The organism is Niastella vici (assembly GCF_002077945.1).
In the GTDB taxonomy this organism is placed as follows: domain Bacteria; phylum Bacteroidota; class Bacteroidia; order Chitinophagales; family Chitinophagaceae; genus Niastella; species Niastella vici.
Map to the genome: position 1 here is coordinate 1 of NZ_LVYD01000046.1, position 23,820 is coordinate 23,820.

The following is a 23,820-nucleotide window of genomic DNA, read 5'->3' on the forward strand; positions in this document are numbered from 1 at the left end:
AAATCCCCCAAAATTTCAACCTGATCCCCCTTATTCCCTTGTAACCTGAAACTTGTAACCAGAATGTCGCGAGGTGTGAACCGGTAACAGGTAACCGGAAACTGGTAACCCTTAATTCCCCAACGCCTGTATTACATCATATTTTGTAACAATATGATAATTCCCCAGCTCATCCTTGCTCAGTACCGCGCCATTGTCTTTATTGATGAGCGTGCGCAACTTTTCAATGGGCGTATTCAGATCAACGATCGGGAATGCGGGTTCCATTACGGTAGCTACAGTGGCATTTTTTATATCGGGGTTGCTGAATATTTTCTGGAACAACCCACTCTCGCTGATGGCGCCTACCGGTCCGCTGCCATTGATAACGGGTATATGCTCAATATTGTATTTGCGCATTAATTCAACCGCTTCAGCCACGGTATGCGTTGGTTCTATGGTAACCATTTTTTGTTTGGCGCCGCGGTTGTTAATGATATCCTTGCAGGTCTTTACATCCATAAAGCCTCTTTCCATCATCCACTGATCGTTATAGATCTTGGCCACGTACCGGCTGCCATGATCATGAAAAATACAAACCACCAGGTCGTCTTTTTTCAGGGGTTGAACAGCAGCAATTTGCATAAGTCCCTGCAGGCAACTGCCGGCGCTGTAACCGCAGAAAATACCTTCATCTTTTGCCAGGCGGCGGGCCATAATGGCCCCGTCTTTATCGGTAACCTGTTCAAAATGGTCAATGACGCTCATGTCGTAATTTTCGGGTACAAAATCTTCCCCGAAACCCTCCGAAATATACGGGTGTACCTGATTCATATCTACCTCGCCTGTGCGAAAAAATTTGGTGAGCAGGGAACCGTACACATCAATGGCCCACACTTTTATATTGGGATTCTTTTCTTTCAGGAACATGGCCGTACCCGTTACCGTACCACCTGTACCGGCCGTGCAAACCAGGTGGGTGATCCTGCCATCGGTTTGTTTCCATATTTCGGGGCCTGTAGTTTCATAATGGGCCAACCGGTTGGCCAGGTTATCGTATTGATTGCAATGGAATGAATTGGGGATCTCTTTGGCCAGGCGGCGGGCTACGGAATAATAACTGCGCGGGTCATCCGGTTCTACGTTGGTTGGACAAACAATCACTTCGGCGCCTACGGCTTTCAGGATATCAACTTTTTCCTTTGATTGTTTATCGGTTGTAGTGAAAATACATTTATACCCTTTTACACAGGCAGCCAGCGCCAGCCCCATACCGGTATTACCGCTGGTACATTCAATAATGGTTCCCCCCGGTTTTAATTTGCCTTCTTTTTCTGCTACTTCAATCATTTTAACCGCCATGCGGTCTTTGATAGAGTTACCGGGATTAAAATAATCGACTTTGGCAACAACGGTGGCTGGAATTTGTCTGGCGATCTTGTTGAGCTTGATAAGTGGCGTATTTCCAATCGTTTCGAGAATATTATTTTTAATATCCATTTCATGTAGTTTATGCGGGCAAAGGTACGGTTTTCCTTTGGGTAGCCCGGTTAGGGCGATTGGGGAGTGTGCTGTTGCCTGCAACATTCTTTAAAATATTTTAACGGCAGGCCCATTGAATGTTGGTTAAATTTGTGTGGGGGAATTTCTGTTATGAAAGTGTATTTTATCAGTGGGCTGGCCGCCGATAAACGCGTATTTAAATATATTGAATTACCAGCAGGTTGTGACGTTGTTCATCTGGATTGGATCACTCCACAAAAGGATGACACGCTGGCTTCCTATGCCTTACGGCTGGCTGAAAAAATTGATAGGTCGGTGCCATTTGCGCTGGTTGGCCTGTCATTTGGCGGCATGCTGGCCACAGAAATTGCCAAACAATATAATCCTGTTGTAACTATTATAATTTCGAGTGTGCCGGTAGCCAGTCAGTTACCGGGTTATTTTCGCATGGCCGGTAAAATTGGACTGCACAAATTAGTGCCTGTTTCACTATTAAAATCGTCTGCAGCTACTAAACGGTTTTTTACCCGGGAAAAGAATGCCGATAAAAAATTATTGTGGGAGATCATCAATGAAAGCGATGTAGGTTTAATTCGCTGGAGCATCGATGCCATCCTGAACTGGCAAAATGAAATCATTCCGCAACCCATTTGGCATATACATGGTACAAGAGATGAAATATTACCTGTGAAATTTACACATCCTACACATATCATCCGCAAGGAAGGGCATATGATGATAATGACCTGCCCGCATATAGTGAATGAAATTCTTGAACAGGCGCTTACAACTGCTACTGCTTCATAATTGGCACACCTTTTTTTGTTTTGTATTGTGCCAGGTTTGAACCGGGTTTAATTCGCCCCTGATTTTGAACCCGGCACAGCTGCGGCAAACCACATTAACAGGCTAATAACAGGCAAACAAAGTTCGCCCAAAAGCAACCCCAGAGGAAACCCGGAGGGAACTAAAAGGAAACCCAAACAACGATCGCTATAAGGTCGCTGTAAGTTCGCTATAATGTCGCTATAAGGTAAGTAGTTAAGCAGAAGAATTGCCAGGTGGGAAATAGATAATTAAAAATAGTTTTTTTTTACTTATAAACAAAGCCGGGACCAACCTCTTTAAATCATAATTTTGAGCATACCTAATAAAAAACTGGTACGTTTTTTAGAAATAAATGTTGTTGGTAAAAACAAGTTTTTTGTTTGTTTTCATGCCTTACATTTGCGACCCCTTTATCTGTTCCGATAGCTATCGGGAGGACGAAGAATCTGGTACCTTTTGAACGATCGACAGATTAAAAAAACTGCAAATTCTCAATAGATGGAAGTAAAGTACATTCAGAAGATCGCTGAAAAATTATCATTCAGCATTAAGCAGATCACGAATATTCATGACTTGCAAAGTGAAGGCGCAACCATCCCTTTTATGGCTCGTTACCGTAAGGAAGCGACGAACAACATGGATGAGGTAGGCATTGGCCAGGTAGTTGAACAGATCGCTTATTTTTCTGAACTGGATAAACGCAAAGAAACGGTTGTGAAAACGATCGAAGGCCTGGGCAAATTAACGCCCGAGTTAAAAGATCGTATTGAAAATTGTTACGATGCTACCGAGTTGGAAGATATTTACCTGCCCTACAAACCAAAACGCAAAACAAGAGCTACCCAGGCCATTGAAAAAGGACTGGAGCCATTGGCGAAACTGGTATTTGAGCAGGGCGGAGAAGTGCCTGATGAAGAAGCTGCCAAATTCATCAACGAGCAGGTGAAAGATATCAAGGAAGCGATGCAGGGCGCCCGCGATATCATTGCAGAATGGGTGAGTGAAAATGAGCAGGCGCGTAATAAAGTGCGTCAGCAGTTTACTGAAACCGCCAAGCTGACGTCGAAAGTATTAAGCAGTAAAAAAGAAGAAGAGGAAGCACAGAAATACCGCGATTACTTTGAGTTCAATGAATCGCTGGCCGATAGTCCTTCGCATCGCATCCTGGCCATACGCCGTGCCGAAAAAGAAGGCTACCTGGTAATGGACATTAATATCGAAAAAGAAGTAGCTGTTGAAGGCCTGAACAGAACGTTTGTAAAGAGTAACACTCCATTTGCCGCTGAGGTAAAGAAAGCGATCGACGATTCGTTCGACCGGTTGTTAAAACCTTCTATTGAAAATGAATTCCGCCTGGCCAGCAAGAACAAGGCCGATGAAGAAGCTATTCAGGTATTTACCGAAAACCTGCGTCAGCTGTTGCTGGCATCACCGCTGGGTTCAAAAAGAGTGCTGGCGCTTGATCCCGGTTTCCGTACCGGTTGCAAACTGGTATGTCTCGATGCACAGGGCAACCTGATGTACAATACCGCCATCTATCCACACCCGCCACAAAATGATTGGCAGGGTAGTGTGGCTGAACTGAAACACCTGGTTGATAAATATGAAATTGAAGCCATCGGAATAGGTAATGGTACCGCCGGCCGTGAAACAGAGCAACTGGTACGCAGCATTGACTTTGGTAAAATGGTAAGCGTATTCCAGGTGAATGAAAGCGGCGCCTCTATTTACTCTGCCTCGGAAGTGGCCCGTGAAGAATTCCCCGATCAGGATGTAACGGTGCGTGGCGCTGTGAGCATTGGCCGCCGTTTGCTCGATCCGCTGAGCGAACTGGTAAAGATCGATCCCAAATCAATTGGGGTAGGGCAATACCAGCACGATGTTAACCAAACCCGTCTCAAAGAAGCATTGGACAGGGTAGTGGAAAGCGCCGTGAACTTTGTGGGCGTTGATGTGAACACCGCTTCAAAACACCTGTTGGTATATGTATCGGGTTTAAGCAATACCCTGGCGAAAAATATTGTTGAATACCGTGCAAAGAACGGCCCCTTCAAAACCCGTGAAGAGTTGAAGAAGGTACCCATGATGGGCCCCAAATCATTTGAGCAGTGCGCCGGTTTCTTACGTATTCCCGGCGCCGAAAACCCGCTCGATAATTCATCAGTACACCCCGAGAGCTATCACGTGGTGGAAACCATGGCCAAAGACCTGCAGGCTTCGCTGGAAGACCTCATCAAAAAAGGGGAGCTGCGTAAAAAGATCAACAAGAAACAATACATCACTGAAAGCATCGGTGAATATACCATCGACGATATCTTAAAGGAACTGGAAAAACCTGGCCGCGACCCCCGGGCACAGATCGAGGAATTCCGTTTCGATGATACCATTAAGGCCATTGAAGATGTAAAGCCCGGTATGACCGTTCCGGGTATCATTACCAACATCACCAACTTTGGGGTGTTTGTTGACATTGGCGTAAAACAGGATGGGCTGGTGCATATTTCGCAATTGAGCAACACCTATGTTTCTGATCCTAACGAAGTGGTAAAACTGAATCAGAAAGTAATGGTAACTGTTACTGATGTGGATGTTTCGCGTAAAAGGATCTCACTCACCATGAAAGATCAGCAAAAGGGTGGTGGTGAAAAGCGCAGTGGCGGTGGCAGTAGCGATCGCAAACCAGCTGCCGGCGGAAAAGCACAGCCAAAGAAACAGGAGCCGCTGAATCCATTCCAGGCGAAGCTGGCAGAGTTGAAGAAGAAGTTTAATGATTGATCTGATTGTTTACAGTCAGTCTGCTTAAAACAGTTTGAAATTTAACATGAGTCAGAAGTAGGAAGTTGGATGTAAGAAAATAATAAAAAGGTGAGTTCGCTATTACCAGCCAGCTCACCTTTTTCATTTCGATTTTAATTATGAGGCTTGAGGAATAGGGATCTTCCTACTTCTTACCTCTTACTTCGGTCTTTGGTCTTCTCAGGAACATATCTAACAATACCAACCCCAGTATAACATTCACCATCATAAACACGGTAGTATAGGTGCTGTTATAGAATTTACTGAAATCTATTTTGTTGAGGTTTATACCGGTTGAACTATCAGCGCTTGCTGCCGACCAGTTTATTTGTGCCAGGCCGGCGATCAAAAAGCCGATGATGGTACATATAAAGAAACCGGCAATGCCCCAGATGATGCGTTTATTGAAATATGATTTTGCCGCGGGTGCAATCTGGTGTTTACTGATAGCTTCCATTATGTTCTGGGTAAAGCGCATGGAAGGTTCATCCAGTTCAAGGCGATGGCTCAGCAGGTCCTGCAATTCAAGCAGTTCCTGGTATTTGGTTTTCCACTCGAGGTTGGTGGCAATCAATTGATCAATAAACAGGCGTTCTTCTCCACTGCAAACGCCGTCGAGATAACTCCACAAACGTTCTTCCATATTTTGTTGATTGCTCATTATAATATACTGTTTAAAGTTATTGACTTTTCAATTAACCTACCATATCCTTTACCTCTTCGGAAAAATGCTTTTCCATTTTTTCTTTCAACCGCTGGCGGGCACGGTGCAGTTTTACTTTGGCGGTATTGGGATCAACTCCAATGATGCGGCCAATTTCTTCGAGGCTTTGTTCGGCCTGGTAAAACAGGGTGATGATGCGGGCATCATCAACACTCAATAACCGCAACGCATCATTAAGCACCTGCACCTTCGATTTCTGCTCTACCTGGTTGGCCCTGAAAGCCGAATTCTGATTGTCTGCAATTTCAAATACCTGTTCATTGTCGAGCGAATGAATGGGTATTTTCTTTTTGCGTAAGAACGTGATACAGGTAGTGGTTACAATGGTATACAGCCAGGTGCTGAATTTTGATTCGCCCCTGAAATCGGCCAGGCTGCGGTAGGCTTTTACAAACACATCCTGGGCTATTTCTTCGGCATCTTCCCGGTTGGGTGTATAACGTAAAGCTATGGTAAAAACGAAATTCTGGTATCGGTTTACCAATAGGGCATACTGGGCCTGTTCGCCCTGCAGTACCTTATGTATGATCTCATTATCTCCCGGTCCGGTTTGCATTATTTATGGTATGACTACATAAAAAGAAAGCTGGTTACAGCAAGTGCCTGATTTTTGGGGTTGAAGGGCATGCCCTGTGCCGGATTTCAGTGCTTTTGATTATCAGTTATTTATTTAGAATAAATAGAACGGTAGTGTACGGTTTTGATACTTCTTCTGTTCATTTATGAAATAAATTGAGCAGTTTGCCTGTAACCTGGCATTTACTGCTGTAGTCATAGTTGTGTAGAACTTAAAAAATATACATTATGGATAAAGGAGTACTTGCAATAATCTGGTTAATGTTATCCTCTTTAGGATTGTTTATTATGATCTTCGGCATCAGGTATTTAATTGGCCGCGAAAACCTGGCCATGATTGAAAAAGGATTGAACCCTAAAGACAAGATCAACCGCCCGGCCCCTTATACCAATTTAAAATGGGGGTTGCTGCTGTTTGGCGCAGGGGTTGGTTTGGCATTATCTTATTTTATAACCCAGTACATGCTGCATGATTATGAAAATCCGGCATTGTGGTTTGCGTTTATCGCAATTGGCGGTGGTATGGGGTTAATAGCTTCTTACAGAATTGAGAAGAAGGAATTGCTTGACCCCCCTTCCCCCCTGAAGGGGGAGAGGTAACCTCCCGCTCTTAACAGACATAAAACATGAAGTAAGAAATAAGATGTAAGAAATAAAAATGGTGAGCTCGCTATTGAATGCGGGACTCACCATTTATGTTTATAAGATTTCAATTCCCCCTTTAGGGGGGTAGGGGGTATTACTTCTTACTTCCGCCCTCCCCCTTTAGGGGGCAGGGGGGTAAGCCCCGGCAGAGATTTTCGCTCTTCCGCAATCAGGTTGGGTTTCTGCATTTCTGCCATCGCCTTCGTGATCGCTGTATCATCAGTATTACTTACTTCATAGTAACCCTCCATTCGCCATATCTGACGCGCCATCCAGGTCTTGATCCGTTTTTCGATCTCCAGTTTATCGCGTTCCGGAACATTCCCAATATTTACCGAATTCTTCCCCGCATAGCTTACCAGGCTGTTCCAGGCTGCGCGGGTGTCGGTAAAGCGACGGGCAAAATCGGCCGGGTCTTTGAACTGGTCGAACCAGGCTTTGTTTTGCTGGTAGTAGGTATAAATGAATTTGCTGAACAGCTGATTGTCGAACAATACATACACATTGCTGGTGAACGTGGCTGTATCGAAGGGAATAAATATATCGGGGGTAATGCCGCCGCCGCCATAAACTATTCTGCCGCTCTTGGTCTTGAATGCGGGGCCGGTATGTTTGGTACTGGTATCGCCGTTCACCAGTTCCCCATTCTCAAAACGTTCGGCCAGCTCTTCATTATAGGCAGCGCGTCCTTTGTTATATGGTTTTTGAATATTGCGGCCAATAGGCGTATAATAACGGGCAACGGTGAGGCGCAATGCCGAGCCATCGCTGAGGTCGTATTGTTCCTGCACCAGGCCTTTACCAAAAGTACGGCGGCCGATAATGGTAGCCCGGTCCCAGTCCTGCAGGGCGCCGGCCACTACCTCACTGGCACTGGCTGAGCTTTCATCGACCAGCAGCACCAGCTTTCCTTTTTCGAACAGGCCCGGGCGTTTGCAATGGTATTCTATCTTCTCCTGTTTAACCCCCTGCGTATAAACGATCAGGCGTTCATCATCGAGGAATTCATCAACAATATCTGTGGCTTCGGTAAGTATGCCGCCGCCGTTACCCCGCAGGTCGAAAATGAGCTTTTTCATGCCTTTCTTCTCCAGGGTTTCCATGGCCTTCATAAACTCTTCGTAAGTGGTGCCGGAGAATTTATTCAGGTGTATGTAGCCGGTAGTGGTGTCGATCATATAAGCCGCATCAACCGAATACAGGGGAATGGTGCCGCGGGTTATGGCCGCCTGAATGGTTTTTCCATTGCGCAACATGGTCACTGCTATCTTGCTGCCGCCCACGCCGCGTAAAAAGTTCTTTATTTTATCACCGGTAATACCGTGGCCTGCCACTATTGAGTCGCCTACTTTCAGGAATTTATCGCCCACCTTTATGCCGGCCTTATCGCTGGGTCCATCGCTAAGTACATTGGTAACATGAACCGTATCGTCGATGATAAAGAATTCGACCCCTATGCCTTCAAAATTGCCCTGCAGGTCTTCGTTTATTTCTTCCACGTTAGAGGCGGGAATGAATACCGAATGCGGATCGAGGTGCGTAAGCATGGCCTGTATGGCATCGTCGGTAAGGGTATCGGTATTTACCTTATCAACATATTTCAAATTAACCAGGTCAACCACTTCCTGAAGCACAGAGCGTTTGCCACTATTAAAAATGCCGCGTGAGCCAGGTACATTCTGTCTTAGGGCCGAACCAATGGCCATGCCCACGATCAATACTAAAGAAAACAACAGCGGCATCCATACTTGAAGTCTTTTCATCTGAAATTGTATAGTTTGTTTTAATAAGGCCAGATGGCGGGGCCGTTAGTAATTTCTTCCGGTAGCTATCGGTAAGAAACAAGCTTCGCCATATACGGTTCTTTTTACAATTGCGTTTGTATCTTATAATTATGTTAAAGCAACAATATTGTGGGCCGGTTGTATTTACAATCGCATGCAAAACAAATATGTGTTAGGGCGACAATATTATTGACCGGCTGTTCCTGATCACCACTTCAACCCGGGCCGGTGAGTGAATTTGCCGGAGTAGCAAAGAAACAGCACCGTAAGGGATGGAAATCGATAAATTTTCGGCGAAGTTCATAATTAATTTGCAAGTAACGGTTTTTTGTTTTGAATGGTTACAGGCCGCATTATTCCGGCACTTCTAACAAATAAGAGGCAGGTAAAAGCTGCATAAGTGCCGGAGGTTTGCGTGTTTATGCAAGGTATAAGCCTCGTTTGCAGCATGGTTGTTTCAGCTATGCGTCTTACCTTCGCAGGATGGCTATGTGTATAAATGAGCCTGTTACAGGGTTTTGGAACTATACGATTAAACGGTTATAAATATGGCTATACTGCTGGCAGATAGTGGAGCAACAAAATGTGAATGGTGTTTGGCAGAATCGAAAGAGCGCACCAATACGGTTTTTACACAAGGCATTAGTCCTTATTTCTTTAATGAAGAGAAAACGATCGCCTTATTGCAGCAGGAATTACTGCCACAGCTACCCGGGCATACGGAGATAACGGAGATCCATTACTATGGTACTGGTATGCGAAATCCCGCCAACGTAAATATGGTAAAGCAATCGCTGCGCTCGGTTTTTAAAGATGCTGAACTGGAAGTGAGCGATGATATGCTGTCGGCAGCGAGGGCGTTGAATGGCCATAACCCGGGACTGGCCTGCAACCTGGGTACCGGCTCCTTTGTAGTTTATTACGATGGCAAGGGAATTGCAAAACAGGCGCCCGGTATTGGCTACATTCTGGGCGATGAGGGCAGCGGCGCCTACCTTGGAAAAAAAGTACTACAATATTTTCTATACAACACCTTTGACGAAGAGCTGCGATCACTGTTTGATAGCAGGTATAATACCACCGCAGTGGATATTCTGGAGAATGTTTACCGCAAACCCCTGGCAAACCGGTATTTAGCTTCATTTTGTCTGTTTTTATCGGAGAACAGGGGCCATTATATGATAGAGAATATCATTGAAGACGGCCTGAATGACTTTTTCTTTACCCATTTATGCAAATTCACCGAAAGCTGGACGCTGCCAATTCACTTTGTGGGCGGCGTATCTTTTGCGTTCAGAGATGTTATTAAGGAATTATGTAATTCCTATGAGTTTGAGTTGGGAAACATTTTAAAGAACCCCATGGAAGGGCTGATCCAATACCATGTACAATAAAAAAGACCTTGTGCCTAACCCGAATAAAACATTGAACAACAGAAATATGGCAGCAGATTTTACCAGGATAACAGAGCAGTCGAGCGATTACCGGCATCTTGATCAAATGAGTATTCATGAGTTGCTTGTCAATATGAATAATGAGGATAAGAAGGTGCCTGCTGCAGTGGAGAAGGCCATTCCCCAGATCGAAAAGCTGGTAGCTGCTATTTCCGATAAAATGCTGGCTGGTGGCCGCCTTTTTTATATTGGGGCTGGAACCAGTGGCCGCCTGGGTATTCTGGATGCCAGCGAAATTCCACCCACTTATGGGCTGCCCCAGGGACTGGTGATCGGCATTATTGCCGGTGGCGAGGTGGCCATTCAACGCCCGGTTGAACAGGCTGAAGACAGCTGGGACCAGGGCTGGGCCGACCTTATGAAACATGCCATTGACGAGAAGGACGTAGTGATTGGCATTGCCGCCAGTGGTACAACCCCTTACGTGATAGGTGCTCTTACCGAAGCCCGTAAAAAAGGCATTATCACCGGCTGTATAACCTGCAACGCCGGTTCGCCCCTGGCCATTGCGGCCGAGCTGCCTGTAGAAGTGGTCGTAGGCCCCGAGTTTGTTACCGGCAGTACGCGCATGAAAAGCGGCACCGCACAAAAACTGGTGCTGAATATGATCTCTACCGCCGTAATGATACAAATAGGCAGGGTAGAGGACAACAAAATGGTGAACATGCAGCTCACCAACAGCAAACTGGTTGACCGCGGCACTAAAATGGTGATGGAAAAAACGGGCATCAGCAGTTACGACAAAGCCCGCGAACTGTTGCTGAAATATGGCAGTGTAAAAAAGGCGGTTGATTCATTGAAATAATTCCTACGTAAATATTTAGTGCCGTTTATTTCTTAAACGACCAATTGATCTTGTTACCATCTGTTGCAGGTTACAGGTTGCAGGTTTTTTTTATTCCCTGTAACCTGAAACCCCGCAAAGCGGGGCAGGCTCTGCAACATGAAACTTTCTCATTACCTCCGTCAGTTCCCGCTTGAAACCTCCGCAAAAAGCTGTAACTTTTAAGTACATATCATTAAACTTTTACTTATGAGGTACAACTTTACAATTACATCCATGACTTCCTGTTTGCTGGTAGTTGCCATGCAGCTTCCGGCCCAACAAAGACTATCAACAGCCTACGCAATAACAAGTTCTGAGAAAGGGAATTTTAACTGGACCGACGTAAAACAAATAGACTTTACTACCGGTTCTGTAACCCGCTCTATCTTTGATTCAAAGCAAACCAACTTCACGGTATACAGTGCACGAACCGGTAAAGAAATAAAACCTGTTACACAAAACGGAATAACTACAAATGCCAGCATGCCGGTTGCCTCCTTATCTGCAGCCTGTGCATATGACCAGCGGCATAACCGCCTGTATTATGCGCCCCTGTTTATGAACCAGCTGCGTTATATTGATCTTGATGAAAAAGAACCCCGGATCTATTATTTCGATAATGAACAGCTCAGTCCGGTAACCGACCTGAACAATGAAGCCAATCATATTACGCGCATGGTCATTGCTGCCGATGGCGATGGGTATGCCTTAAGCAATGATGCCAGCCATTTGATACGGTTCACCACCGGCCGTAAACCGGTTATCACCGATCTGGGCGCATTGCACGATGATGCAGCCAATGGCGAAAGATCCATTCAGGCAAAACCCACTGCCTGGGGTGGCGATATGATCGCAGATGCAGCCGGCAACCTGTATGTTATTACCGCCTATCGCCAGGTATTTAAGGTAAGTATCCAAAGCAAGGTAGCTACCTTTATTGCAGAGATACAGGGTATGCCTGCCACCTTTACCACCAATGGGGCAGTGGTTGATAACGATGGTAGCCTCATCGTAAGCAGCGCCAATACCGCTGAAGGTTATTACAGAGTAGATATGCATTCATGGCAGGCCACTCGTATTGATATTCAGGGAACCGTATTCAATGCATCGGACCTGGCCAATGGCAACCTGGCCTTCCCCAACGAAAAAACCGGCACTCCATTAATAAACAGGGCCATCATACGCAACGAGAAAATAGCCTTATACCCCAATCCGGTTGCAACCAACCTGGTATATGTAAGCTTTAATAGTAAGGAATCCGGCCGGTACACTATACAACTGGTTGACCTTAACGGTAAAATAATTGCTGAAAAAATAGCGGTTATAAATAGTGGCGGGCAGGTAGTGCCGGTACCTGTGAACAATGGGCTGGCAAAGGGGCCTTACATGGTAAAAGTGTTAAGTAATAGTAAAAAAGCGGTATTTACCGATAAGCTGATCGTTCAATAATACAATAAAAAATATTTGGAAACCGCATTGTCAAGGCTGTAAATTGCTTACAGCCTTTTTTATTATTTCGGGATTTCTGAATTTCGGGATTTATAGATTTATTTAAATGCAGAAAAGGAAGAAATCTCAAAATCGCTAAATCTCGAAATCAGAAATTAATACGAGGTAGCGAATAATAGGGCTGCCAATTGATTTAAGTTATGCATGAAATAGAACCATTTTATAATTGGCGTCACATTTACACCAGTGAGCAGGACGAAAAATCACCGTTTTTCGGAAGGGTATATTCTGAGTTTACGTTTTCACAAACCGTTTACAATTACTATATCCATCCGCAGTGGGACGATTTCGGTTCGCGCACCATGTACCTGAAAACATTGATGGCCGATTATGAAGAGAAGTACGCGATCATTGAGCTGATCGGCGAATGGAATGATGCGATCGAGAATGATATCATGGAATTAAAGCGGGAGGTCATCGATCCTTTCTTTTATGAAGGCATTACCAAATTCATCTTCATAGCCGAAAACGTATTGAACTTTCACAGCGGCGATAAAGACTATTACCAGGAGTGGTTTGAAGAGGTGACCGATGAAGAAGGCTGGATCATTATCCTGAACATGCCCGAACAAACGCAATACGATTTCAAACGCGCCCGTCTGAACCGCTATATTGAACTGATGGACCTCGACAACTGGCGTACCTATAAGCCTTTTCACCTGTTCAAAAAGATCGACGAACAAATGCGCAAGCGGCTCGAATAATTGTTTTCAGCACACTGATCTTAACGATCGTTAGCTAGTTATTTGTTGGAAAACGTTTTTTTAAAATGCTGAAATATACGCCCATAGCGGGTTTCAGGTGTAAATACCCTACTTGGGGACAGGAGAATTGATCGAAAAAAATTTGTACATAAGTAATTAGTTATTATTTTTGACCTAATGATTATCGCAAAAGCATACGGTTTCTTTTACTTTTATTTTTACTTCTACTTTACCAGTAGGCCGGGAATGCTTTTGTTGACAACAAAATAAGAATAAACAAAAAGATCAACATAAGAAGTCCCGGCAAAAAAGCCGGGACTTTTTTTATGTGCCATCAGTATCCCCATCCCGATAGCTATCGTGACAGGGAAGCATAAAAAAAGAATCTATGAGCGACCGAAAACAACAACGGGAGATCACCGATGCAACGCCAGGTTCAAATGGCTTGCAGGGTACTGGTATCAAGGTTTCTATTCAGGGGTATGAAGGCAGTTTTCACCAGGTAGCAGCCCGCCAGTTCTTCGGAAAAAATGTAGAAGTAATAGCCTGCGCCACCTTCCGCGATGTGATAAAAATTGCCACCAACGAAAAAGAAAGCAACGGTGGCGTTATGGCCATCGAAAACTCCATCGCCGGCAGCATTTTACCCAACTACAACCTGTTGCAAAAGAGTAGCCTCAAGATCATTGGTGAAGTTTACCTGCCTATTAAACAACACCTGTTGGTTAATCCCGGCGTTCAACTGGAAGACATTCGCGAAGTGCATTCACACCCCATGGCCATTTTGCAATGCATTGAATACCTCGATAAATACAACTGGAAGCTGGTTGAAACGGAAGACACGGCCTTAAGCGCCAAACATGTTCACCAACACCGCAGCAAACACATTGCCGCCATTGCCAGCAAACTCGCCGCCGACCTCTTCGAACTCGAGGTAATAGCTCCCAACATTCACACAATGAAAAATAATTATACCCGCTTCCTGGTTTTGCAACCCGAAGAAGTGGCGCAACCGGTGGCTGATGCCGATAAAGCATCGGTGAGTTTTATTACCGACCACTCGCGCGGCAGCCTGGCCAGGGTGTTGACCCGTATTGCCGATGGCGGTATTAACCTGAGCAAGCTGCAAAGCTTTCCCATTCCCGGCAGCGACTGGAAATACAGCTTTCATGCCGATATGGAATTTGAAACGTTGAACCAGCTCAACCAGGTAATTGAACAAATGCAACCCATTACCGAGGAGTTAAAGATATACGGAGTATATAAGAACGGTAAAAGCATTGAATAAACAAGCTTAGTTACTAACGATCCAAATCATACGATACAAGAAACATTATACCATGCAAACTTCAAAGAGATTAGACGGGATTGGCGAATACTATTTTTCGCAAAAGCTGCGCGAGATCGATGAGTTGAACAAACAGGGAAAGAACGTTATCAACCTCGGTATCGGCAGTCCCGACCTGCCACCGCACGCCGATGTGATCAGGACCCTGCAGGAAGAAAGCGCCAGGCCCAATGTACATGCTTATCAAAGCTATAAAGGCTCGCCGGTTTTACGTAAAGCTATCAGCGACTGGTACAACCAATGGTATAATGTTGAACTGAACCCCGATACAGAAATATTACCCCTGCTGGGAAGCAAGGAAGGCATCATGCACATTTGCATGACCTACCTCAATGCCGGTGATAAGGTACTGGTGCCTAACCCCGGGTATCCTACTTACAGAAGCGCCGTAAAACTGGCCGGTGGCGAATGTGTTGACTACGATCTTACAGAAGCCAACAGCTGGGAGCCTGATTTCGATGCGTTGGATAAACTGGTGGCAGCCGGTGGTATTTTCAAACTTATGTGGATCAACTATCCGCAAATGCCTACGGGGCAATTGCCTTCTGCCACCCTGTTTGAAAAAATAGTGGCATTTGGCAAAAAACATAACATCCTTATTTGTCACGATAACCCTTATAGTTTTATCCTCAATAACAAGCCGGCCAGTTTACTTGCGGTGCCCGGTGCAAAAGAGGTGGCTATTGAATTGAACTCGCTCAGTAAATCGCATAATATGGCCGGCTGGCGGGTAGGGGTTTTGTGTGGCGCCAAAGAACGCATCGATGAAGTTTTGCGGTTTAAAAGCAATATGGACAGCGGCATGTTCCTGCCGGCACAATTAGCTGCGGCCAAAGCATTACAATTGCCCAAAAGCTGGTACGATGAAGTGAATTCCGTTTACAAAAAACGCCGCGAGAAAGTATTTGAACTGCTCGATCTGTTGCAATGTGTGTACGACAAAAGCCAGGCCGGGATGTTCGTTTGGGCTAAAATTCCCGCTACTTACAAAACCGGTTATGAGCTCAGCGATGAAGTGCTGTACAATACCGGGGTATTTATAACGCCCGGCGGCATTTTTGGCAAAGCCGGTGATGGCTATATACGGGTAAGCCTGTGCAGCCCCGAAGAGAAATTTGTAGAAAGCATTAAACGCATAAAAGCATTTATACCAGCATAAAAGATCAGAACATGTTCAATACCGTTACCATTGTCGGAGTAGGATTAATCAGTGGTTCCTTTAGCCTGGCTTTAAAAGAACGGGCACTGGTTAAAAAAGTAATTGGGGTAAGCCGAACCGAAGCAAGCGCGCAGAAGGCCATAGAGCTTGGGCTTATAGATGAAGCGCTGCCCCTGGAAGAAGCGGTAAAACAGGCCGACCTCATTTACGTAGCCATTCCGGTTGATTCAACTATTGGTGTAATGCAGCAGGTGATGGACCTGGTAACCGATAAACAGATAGTGGCCGATGCGGGCAGTACCAAACATGCCCTGTGCGCTGCTTTGAACGATCATCCCATGCGCCGGCGCTTTGTGGCCACTCACCCTATGTGGGGTACAGAGTACAGCGGTCCCGAAGCAGCCGTGCGCAATGCCTTCGCCGGCCGTTCCTGTGTGATCTGTGAAAAAGAGAAAAGTGATGCCGCTGCGGTTGCAACCGTAGAAGAGATCTATCGTCAATTGGGCATGCACCTGGTGTATATGGATGCCGACAGCCATGATATGCATACGGCCTACATCAGCCATATATCGCACATCACTTCCTTTGCGCTGGCCAATACCGTGTTAGAAAAGGAGAAGGAAGATGATACCATTTTTGACCTGGCTGGTGGTGGTTTTGAAAGTACGGTGCGGCTGGCAAAAAGTAACCCGGCCATGTGGGTGCCTATTTTTAAACAGAACCGCGACAATGTGCTCGATGTACTGAATGAGCACATCAGTCAGCTTAAGAAGTTTAAAGCCTGCCTGGAGAAGGAAAATTACACCTACCTGCAGGAGCTTATAGAACAGGCGAACAAGATCAAACGGATCTTAAAATAAGGGGGCGGATCGTAAATCCCCGATCGAGGAAACCCAGGCCAGACGAGGCATAAAAACAGGTCGATAAAAGGCCAGGTTTTCCAGATATAATCAAATTGCTCTTTGAACAGGATTAATTTAGGTCAACGGCCATAATAACAGTACCTTTGCGCCAAATTTTCTGACTATGATAACATTTGATGCATTGGGTTTAGATGAACGGCTGATACAGGCTACCAATGCTTTAGGATTTGTTAACCCCACCCCAATTCAGGAAAAAGCCATTCCTGTGCTGTTGAGTGGTACAAAGGACCTGGTGGGACTGGCACAAACGGGAACCGGAAAAACGGCTGCGTTTGGGTTGCCCTTATTGCATTTGGTGAATGAACAGGCGAAGCATCCCCAGGCATTAGTGGTTTGTCCAACAAGGGAATTGTGCATGCAGATCGTGAACGAAGTAGAAGCATTCAAAAAATTTATACCCGGTATGTTTGTGGCGGCGGTATATGGCGGTGCGCCAATAGGCCAGCAGATCCGTGAATTGAGAAGAGGCGTACAGGTCGTAGTAGCTACACCAGGCCGGTTGATCGATCTGATAGAACGCAAGGCGATTGACCTGGAACAGATAAAGTATGTAATTCTGGATGAAGCAGATGAAATGCTGAACATGGGTTTCCAGGACGATATTGAATTCATTTTGCAGAATACCCCCAAACGCGAAAGCACCTGGTTGTTCAGTGCAACCATGCCACCTGAAATTCGCCGCGTAAGCAAACGCTATATGAAAGATCCGGTGGAAGTAACGGTTGGTAAAGTGAATTCTGCCAACAAGAACATCGATCACCAGTACTACCTTACCAGTGCCCAGCACCGGTATGAAGCACTGAAACGCCTGATCGATTTCAACCCGGGCATTTACGGCATCATTTTTACACGTACCAAGGCCGATGCCCAGGATATTGCCGAAAAGTTAACCCGCGAGGGATACGATATTGATGCATTGCATGGCGATCTAACGCAGCAGCAACGCGACAAAGTGATGGGCGATTTTCGTGAGAAGACCCTGCAGCTCTTAATAGCAACGGATGTGGCCGCCCGCGGTATCGATGTACAGGGTATCACCCATGTCATCAACTACGAGTTGCCCGATGACGTGGAGGTATACACCCACAGAAGCGGCCGTACCGGCCGTGCCGGAAAAACCGGGGTATGTATGTCGATCGTGCATGTGCGGGAGCTGGGAAAAATGCGGCAGATACAAACCATTGTACAGGCGCCTTTCCACAAGCTCGAGATCCCTACCGGCAAGGATGTTTGCCGCAAACAGTTCTACCATTTTATGGATAAGCTGTTGTCGTTAGAGGTTAACCACGGAGATTATGAAGCCTATGTGCCCATGCTCGAAGAGAAGTTTGCCGACATGAGCAAGGAAGAGATCCTGAAGCGCGTGGCAGCTATGGAGTTTGACCGCTTTTTGAAATATTACGAGAACGCCGAAGACCTGAACGTACGGGAACAACGTCGCGAACGCGGAGAAAGATTAATGGTAGGAAGAGTGGGCGAAAGAAATGGCGAAAGAAAACAACCCTACACCGATACAAGAGGCCGGAAATTTGGTGCCGGCAGCGGTGATTACACCAAGTTATTTGTGAACCTGGGTACAAAAGATGGTTTTTACAAAGCCAGTTTCCTGCAGTTCATTCTCGATATGAGCGAATTGCAGAAAGATGTACTCGGCCGCATCGATATGAAAGAAATGAATAGCTGGATCGAGATAGATAAACGTGTAGCGCAACAGATGATACGGGCTATTGATGGCAGGAATTACAAGGGCAGAAGAATAAGAATGAACGAAGCAGACAGTAGACGGTAAATTAGCTGATGAGCTAATTTGCTGATGTGCTGGCCGTTCATTAGCAAATTAGTAAATCAGCAAATTAAAAATACATTATGCAACAAACATCAACAACCATGAGAGAGACCGTGAACCAGGTGTGGAAGAAGCGTCCGATCATAATCAGTGGACCCTGCAGTGCCGAAACAGAAGAGCAGGTACTGGAAACAGCCACCCGTTTGGCAAAAACAGGAAGAGTAGATATGCTGCGTGCCGGCATTTGGAAACCACGTACCCGTCCCGGTAGTTTTGAAGGTATTGGAACCAAAGGATTACCCTGGATGCAGCAGGCCAAAAAGATCACCGGCTTACCTGTAACAGTAGAAGTAGCTACTGCAAAGCAGGTAGAAGATGCACTGACCTTTGATGTAGACGTATTATGGATTGGCGCCCGTACCACTGTGAACCCGTTCAGCGTACAGGAAGTAGCTGATGCTTTACGTGGTGTTGATGTTCCCGTGTTGATCAAGAATCCTATTAACCCTGATCTGGAACTGTGGACCGGTGCTGTTGAGCGCGTGGCCAAAGCCGGTATCAAACAAATTGGTTTGATCCATCGCGGATTCAGCTCTTATGGTAATACCGAATACCGGAATGCGCCCATGTGGCACCTGGCTATTGAAATGAAACGCCGCAATCCGGAATTATTGATGATCAACGATCCTTCACATATCAGCGGCCGCCGCGATATCCTGCTCGATGTTGCCCAAAAAGCCATTGACCTCGATATGGATGGTTTGATCATTGAAAGCCATATCGATCCTGATAAAGCATGGAGCGATGCCAAACAACAGGTTACTCCTGAAAGACTGGGTGAAATGATTGGCCAGATCGTATGGCGTAAAGAAGATATCAACTCCGAAGAATATCATGCCGCATTGGAGAAATTGCGTCAGCAGATCAATCACCTCGATGATGAACTGATGCAGATCTTAGGTCAGCGGATGAAAGTTGCAGAAAAAATAGGTGAGTACAAAAAGAACAACAACATCACCATTCTGCAAACCAACCGTTGGAATGAGATCCTGGAAAGAGCATTCCAGAAAGGTGAAAAACTGAACCTCAGCAAAGAGTTCATCACCAAATATTTTGATGCTGTACACATGGAGAGCATTAACCACCAGAACAAGATCATGAATTCGTAAGCGTGAAAGGTCAACGGTGAATGGTGAATAGCTCGCGAATACGGAGGTCCCGAAATAAAGGGGAAACTCAAAATTGGAGAAATTCATTGACCATTGACAGCCGACCCCGATGAAATCGGGGATTGACCATTCACCATAAAGTTTTTCAAATATGACGAGCCCAAACAGCAAAGTGTATTTGTTCATTCATGTAATAACCTGTGTAAAGAACAAAGAGCCTTTGTTGACAAAGCCTGTTCGTACGGTATTGTTCGCCCACATTAAAAAGCATGCAGCTGAAAATGGCATTAACGTGTTGTCGGTAAACGGCACCGAAGACCATATGCATGCCGTGTTGCAAATGATGCCTACGCAAAACCTGGCGCAGATCATGAAAAGCATCCGTACCGACTCTGCCTCCTGGATCAATGAAGGCAACTTCATCAAGAGCGCTTTTGATTGGGAGGAAGGTTACGCTGCTTTGAGCGTAAGCCCCAGCAGTGTAAAACAGGTGTTGGAGTATATTGAAAAACAGGAAGAACATCATAAAACGAAGACGCTGGATAGTGAGCTGGAAGTGTTTCAGAAAATTCAGATTTGATTAGTTGGTATGCAAACAAAAAGTTACCAGTTTTCATCAGCCTCGGTGAATTATTATTTCGATGCTGACTTTTCCAGGTTGGAAAAAATGATCGGAAAAGAACACGCAGTGCTGATCACTGATGAGCATATTTTCCAGGCCCATAAAAAAAAGCTGAAAGGTTGGAACTGCATCTGCCTGAAGCCGGGTGAAGAATATAAAGTGCAGGCCACTGTTGATTCAATCATTGAACAACTGATTGAATTCAAAGCCGACCGCAGCACCTGGCTCGTAGGCATTGGCGGTGGTGTTGTTACCGATATCACCGGGTATGTGGCCGCTGTATATATGCGGGGTATAAAATGTGGTTTTGTTCCCACCACTATACTGGCCATGGTTGATGCATCGATCGGCGGAAAGAACGGCATCGATGTAGGTATTTACAAGAACCTGGTTGGAACCATCAGGCAACCGCAATTCCTTTTGTACGACTATAGTTTTCTGAAATCACTGCCCAAGCAGGAATGGGTGAACGGCTTTGCCGAGATCATAAAACACAGTTGTATAAAAGACCTGAAGTTGTTCAAAGAACTCGAACAGAACAAGCTCACTCATTACCAGAAAAATAAACCGGCTTTAGCCAAACTCATCCGCCGCAATTCGGAGATAAAATCTACCGTGGTGCAGGCCGATGAATTTGAGAAAGGCGAACGGCGCCTGCTGAACTTTGGCCACACCCTGGGACATGCTATTGAAAACATGTATGAGCTCAGCCATGGCCAGGCCATCAGCATTGGTATGACGGCTGCCTGCCAGATCTCGCAAAAGCTGGTTGGGTTTAAAGACAGTGAGCGGGTTATCAGCGTGCTTGACCAATATGGATTGCCCACGCTGGCCAACTTCGACAAACCCAAAGCATTTGAGGTGTTGAAGATGGATAAAAAGCGGGAGCAAAAAGACATGAATTATGTATTGCTCGAGAAACTGGGGAAGGGGATCGTGAAACCGATACCAATGACGCAGCTGGAGAAGATCGTTAACGAGCTATAATTTTTAAACAATGATTGTATCAATTCAACCATCTGAAATAAAAGGCTCTATACAGGCGCCGGCCTCAAAAAGCTCTATGCAAAGAGGTTGTGCCGCTTCTTTATTGTTCAAAGGAACTACCATCATCCGCAATCCCGGTTATTCAAACGACGATAAAGCGGCCCTGGGTGTTATCAGGGACCTGGGTGCGGTGATCGTGAAAATGGAGGATGGGTCTTTAAAAATAACCGGCAGCGGCGTGAATCCTGAAAGTGGCGCCGTTAGTTGCGGCGAGAGCGGCCTCGGCATTCGCATGTTCACGCCGATTGTATCGATGAGCAATAAACCTATTACCATCAACGGGGAAGGCAGCCTGGTGAGCCGTCCCATGGATTTCTTTGATACAGTATTACCACAACTGGGTGTTGAGATCGTTTCCCGCGAAGGCAAACTGCCCTTGCATGTAAAAGGTCCCCTGCAACCTAAAAATATTACCATCGACGGTTCTTTAAGCTCACAATTCCTCACCGGTTTATTAATGGCTTATGCCGCTTCGAATGCAAAGGCCGTTACTATAACCGTGAATAACTTGAAGAGCAAACCGTATATCGATCTTACGCTGGCCGTAATGAAACAGTTTGGCTGGGAAGTGGAGAACCGCAATTACGAGGAATTCCACTTTGCAGGCAATGCCGGCAAACGATCAACAGATCAAATTACTTATACCGTTGAAGGTGATTGGAGCGGCGCCGCTTTCCTGCTGGTGACCGGCGCCATTGCAGGTGATATAACCGTAAAGGGATTGGATGTACAAAGTACCCAGGCCGACCGTGCTGTGCTGCAAGCCTTACAGGCATGTGGCGCCAAGCTCAGTATTCAGGCTGAACAAATAGAGATAGGCCCCGGTGCGTTAAAGGCATTTCAATTCGATGCCACAGAATGTCCCGACCTGTTTCCGCCGCTGGTGGCACTGGCTGCCTATTGCAAAGGCACCACCGTTATACAGGGTGTTAGCCGGTTGGCGCATAAAGAAAGCAACCGGGCCCTTACGTTGCAGCAAGAGTTTGGCAAAATGGGAGTGGAGGTAGAACTGCAGGATGACCTGATGCTGATCAAAGGGGGCAATGGTTTAAAAGGCGCTGCCGTTCATTCGCACCACGACCACCGTATTGCTATGGCCTGCGCCGTGGCGGCTTTAAAAGCAAGCGGCGAAACCGTGATCAGCGAAGCAGAGGCAATCAATAAATCGTATCCCGATTTTTATGAGCATATCGCCGCATTGGGTGCAGTAGTAAGAAAGGAAATGGAAGGTGCAAAGTCATAATTAGAAATACCAGTAAATACTTGTACAGTTGCAGGGTACAAGTTACAGGGAATACGAAGCGAGCTAAGCCTTGTAACCTGCAACCTGCAACTTGTAACAGAAGGTGAATTCTCGAAAGTTAATTGGTCCTCGAAGGTGCTTTAACAATAAAGAAGAACACTACAATGAACAGTTTCGGTCGCTTATTCAAAATAACAATATTTGGTGAATCGCATGGCGAAAGCGTGGGCGTGAATATTGATGGCTGTCCGGCCGGTTTACCATTGACGGTGGAAGATTTTCTGGTTGATATTGAACGCCGCAAGGGCGGCACCCAAAAGGGTACCACTCCGCGCAAGGAAGACGATCTGCCTATTTTCAAAAGCGGCATCTTCAATGATAAAACAACCGGTGCGCCCATCACTATAATATTTGAGAACAAGAATACGCGTTCGGGCGATTATGAAAAGTTGCGCGATTTCCCACGCCCCAGCCATGCCGATTTTGTAGCCCATGACAAATTTGGCGGCTACGAAGATTACCGGGGCGGTGGTCATTTTAGCGGCCGGTTAACGGTGTGTCTCGTAGCTGTTGGCGTAATTGCCAAAAAGTTATTGAAATATGAGCATATTTCTGTTGCCGCCAACATCCTGGAGATCGGTGGCGAAAAGGACCTGGAAAAAGGATTGCAAAAAGCCATCGACGCCAAAGACTCCATTGGTGGTATTGTAGAATGCCGGGCCCAGGTGCCGGCGCGACTAGGCGAACCATTTTTTGATTCTGCCGAATCATTGATCAGTCATGCCGTATTTGCCATACCTGCGGTGCGTGCCATTGAATTCGGGACCGGTTTTGCCGCTGCCCGCATGTTCGGCCTTGAACATAATGATGCCATCATTGATACCGACGGGTTAACCCGCACCAATCATGCAGGTGGCATTGTAGGTGGCATAACCAATGGCAATGAGCTGGTGTTCCGTATTGCCATAAAACCAACCGCTTCTACCCCTAAAGAACAAAATACGCTGAACTGGAAAACCGGTGAGGTAGACACATTTTCAGTAAAAGGCCGTCATGACCTGTGCATCGCCCTCCGCGTACCGGTGGTGCTGGAAGCTGTGACTGCTATGGTACTGGTTGATCTGATGTTAATGGAACAAAAGTTATACAGACTGGTTCCCGCCTCAATTCCCGGTTCTAAATAATGAATCTTTCA

General features: G+C 45.9%; 20 protein-coding genes. 16 read left to right on the forward strand and 4 right to left on the reverse strand.

The genetic code is table 11. The features are described 5' to 3' along the window. Nucleotides 1–111: 111 nt before the first annotated feature. Nucleotides 112–1,479, reverse strand: coding sequence for a pyridoxal-phosphate dependent enzyme (locus tag A3860_RS16505; protein WP_081147838.1), 1,368 nt, complete (start codon nt 1,477–1,479; stop codon nt 112–114). Between the two features lie 153 nt (nt 1,480–1,632). Here A3860_RS16505 and A3860_RS16510 point away from each other — a divergent pair, with 153 nt between their 5' ends. Next, entirely contained in the window at nt 1,633–2,289 is a 657-nt protein-coding gene (locus A3860_RS16510; protein ID WP_081147839.1) for an alpha/beta fold hydrolase, read from the forward strand. A 519-nt stretch (nt 2,290–2,808) separates the two neighbouring features. Beyond that, entirely contained in the window at nt 2,809–5,085 is a 2,277-nt protein-coding gene (locus A3860_RS16515; protein WP_081147840.1) for a Tex family protein, read from the forward strand. Between the two features lie 166 nt (nt 5,086–5,251). On the opposite strand, the gene A3860_RS16520 is transcribed toward A3860_RS16515, so the two are convergent. After that, nucleotides 5,252–5,767, reverse strand: coding sequence for a hypothetical protein (locus A3860_RS16520; RefSeq protein ID WP_081147841.1), 516 nt, complete (start codon nt 5,765–5,767; stop codon nt 5,252–5,254). A 34-nt stretch (nt 5,768–5,801) separates the two neighbouring features. After that, nucleotides 5,802–6,386: an RNA polymerase sigma factor gene (locus A3860_RS16525; RefSeq protein ID WP_081147842.1), complete on the reverse strand. Its 585-nt coding sequence runs from the start codon at nt 6,384–6,386 to the stop codon at nt 5,802–5,804. 248 nt (nt 6,387–6,634) lie between these two features. Here A3860_RS16525 and A3860_RS16530 point away from each other — a divergent pair, with 248 nt between their 5' ends. Next, nucleotides 6,635–7,006: a DUF6249 domain-containing protein gene (locus A3860_RS16530; RefSeq protein ID WP_081147843.1), complete on the forward strand. Its 372-nt coding sequence runs from the start codon at nt 6,635–6,637 to the stop codon at nt 7,004–7,006. 146 nt (nt 7,007–7,152) lie between these two features. On the opposite strand, the gene A3860_RS16535 is transcribed toward A3860_RS16530, so the two are convergent. Further along, complete coding sequence (locus A3860_RS16535; RefSeq protein WP_081147844.1) at nt 7,153–8,814, reverse strand: S41 family peptidase; 1,662 nt, start codon at nt 8,812–8,814, stop codon at nt 7,153–7,155. Between the two features lie 569 nt (nt 8,815–9,383). Here A3860_RS16535 and A3860_RS16540 point away from each other — a divergent pair. The 13 genes from A3860_RS16540 to A3860_RS16600 all read left to right on the forward strand — a co-directional run bounded on the left by A3860_RS16540 (nt 9,384) and on the right by A3860_RS16600 (nt 23,809). Next, nucleotides 9,384–10,229, forward strand: coding sequence for an N-acetylglucosamine kinase (locus tag A3860_RS16540; protein ID WP_081147845.1), 846 nt, complete (start codon nt 9,384–9,386; stop codon nt 10,227–10,229). 46 nt (nt 10,230–10,275) lie between these two features. After that, complete coding sequence (gene murQ / locus A3860_RS16545) at nt 10,276–11,094, forward strand: N-acetylmuramic acid 6-phosphate etherase (protein WP_081148056.1); 819 nt, start codon at nt 10,276–10,278, stop codon at nt 11,092–11,094. 228 nt (nt 11,095–11,322) lie between these two features. Beyond that, entirely contained in the window at nt 11,323–12,564 is a 1,242-nt protein-coding gene (locus A3860_RS16550; RefSeq protein ID WP_081147846.1) for a T9SS type A sorting domain-containing protein, read from the forward strand. 200 nt (nt 12,565–12,764) lie between these two features. After that, entirely contained in the window at nt 12,765–13,328 is a 564-nt protein-coding gene (locus A3860_RS16555) for a hypothetical protein (protein ID WP_081147847.1), read from the forward strand. A gap of 388 nt (nt 13,329–13,716) precedes the next feature. Beyond that, on the forward strand, nt 13,717–14,616 hold the full coding sequence (locus A3860_RS16560) for a prephenate dehydratase (RefSeq protein WP_081147848.1): 900 nt from the start codon (nt 13,717–13,719) through the stop codon (nt 14,614–14,616). Between the two features lie 52 nt (nt 14,617–14,668). Then, entirely contained in the window at nt 14,669–15,835 is a 1,167-nt protein-coding gene (locus tag A3860_RS16565) for a pyridoxal phosphate-dependent aminotransferase (RefSeq protein WP_081147849.1), read from the forward strand. 11 nt (nt 15,836–15,846) lie between these two features. Continuing rightward, on the forward strand, nt 15,847–16,695 hold the full coding sequence (locus tag A3860_RS16570; RefSeq protein ID WP_081147850.1) for a prephenate dehydrogenase: 849 nt from the start codon (nt 15,847–15,849) through the stop codon (nt 16,693–16,695). 166 nt (nt 16,696–16,861) lie between these two features. Then, on the forward strand, nt 16,862–18,547 hold the full coding sequence (locus A3860_RS16575; protein WP_081147851.1) for a DEAD/DEAH box helicase: 1,686 nt from the start codon (nt 16,862–16,864) through the stop codon (nt 18,545–18,547). A gap of 77 nt (nt 18,548–18,624) precedes the next feature. Then, nucleotides 18,625–19,713: a chorismate mutase gene (locus A3860_RS16580; RefSeq protein ID WP_081147852.1), complete on the forward strand. Its 1,089-nt coding sequence runs from the start codon at nt 18,625–18,627 to the stop codon at nt 19,711–19,713. A 151-nt stretch (nt 19,714–19,864) separates the two neighbouring features. Next, the gene (tnpA, locus tag A3860_RS16585; protein WP_081147853.1) at nt 19,865–20,293 is read left to right on the forward strand and encodes an IS200/IS605 family transposase; all 429 of its coding nucleotides are present in this window, start codon (nt 19,865–19,867) and stop codon (nt 20,291–20,293) included. Between the two features lie 9 nt (nt 20,294–20,302). Continuing rightward, a complete protein-coding gene (gene aroB / locus A3860_RS16590) occupies nt 20,303–21,322 on the forward strand; it encodes a 3-dehydroquinate synthase (protein ID WP_081147854.1) in 1,020 nt (339 codons plus the stop codon). Between the two features lie 10 nt (nt 21,323–21,332). Next, entirely contained in the window at nt 21,333–22,625 is a 1,293-nt protein-coding gene (gene aroA / locus A3860_RS16595) for a 3-phosphoshikimate 1-carboxyvinyltransferase (RefSeq protein ID WP_081147855.1), read from the forward strand. 164 nt (nt 22,626–22,789) lie between these two features. Then, nucleotides 22,790–23,809 (forward strand): chorismate synthase, encoded by a 1,020-nt coding sequence (locus A3860_RS16600; protein WP_081147856.1) that lies wholly within the window; start codon nt 22,790–22,792, stop codon nt 23,807–23,809. The last annotated feature ends 11 nt before the right edge of the window (nt 23,810–23,820 follow it).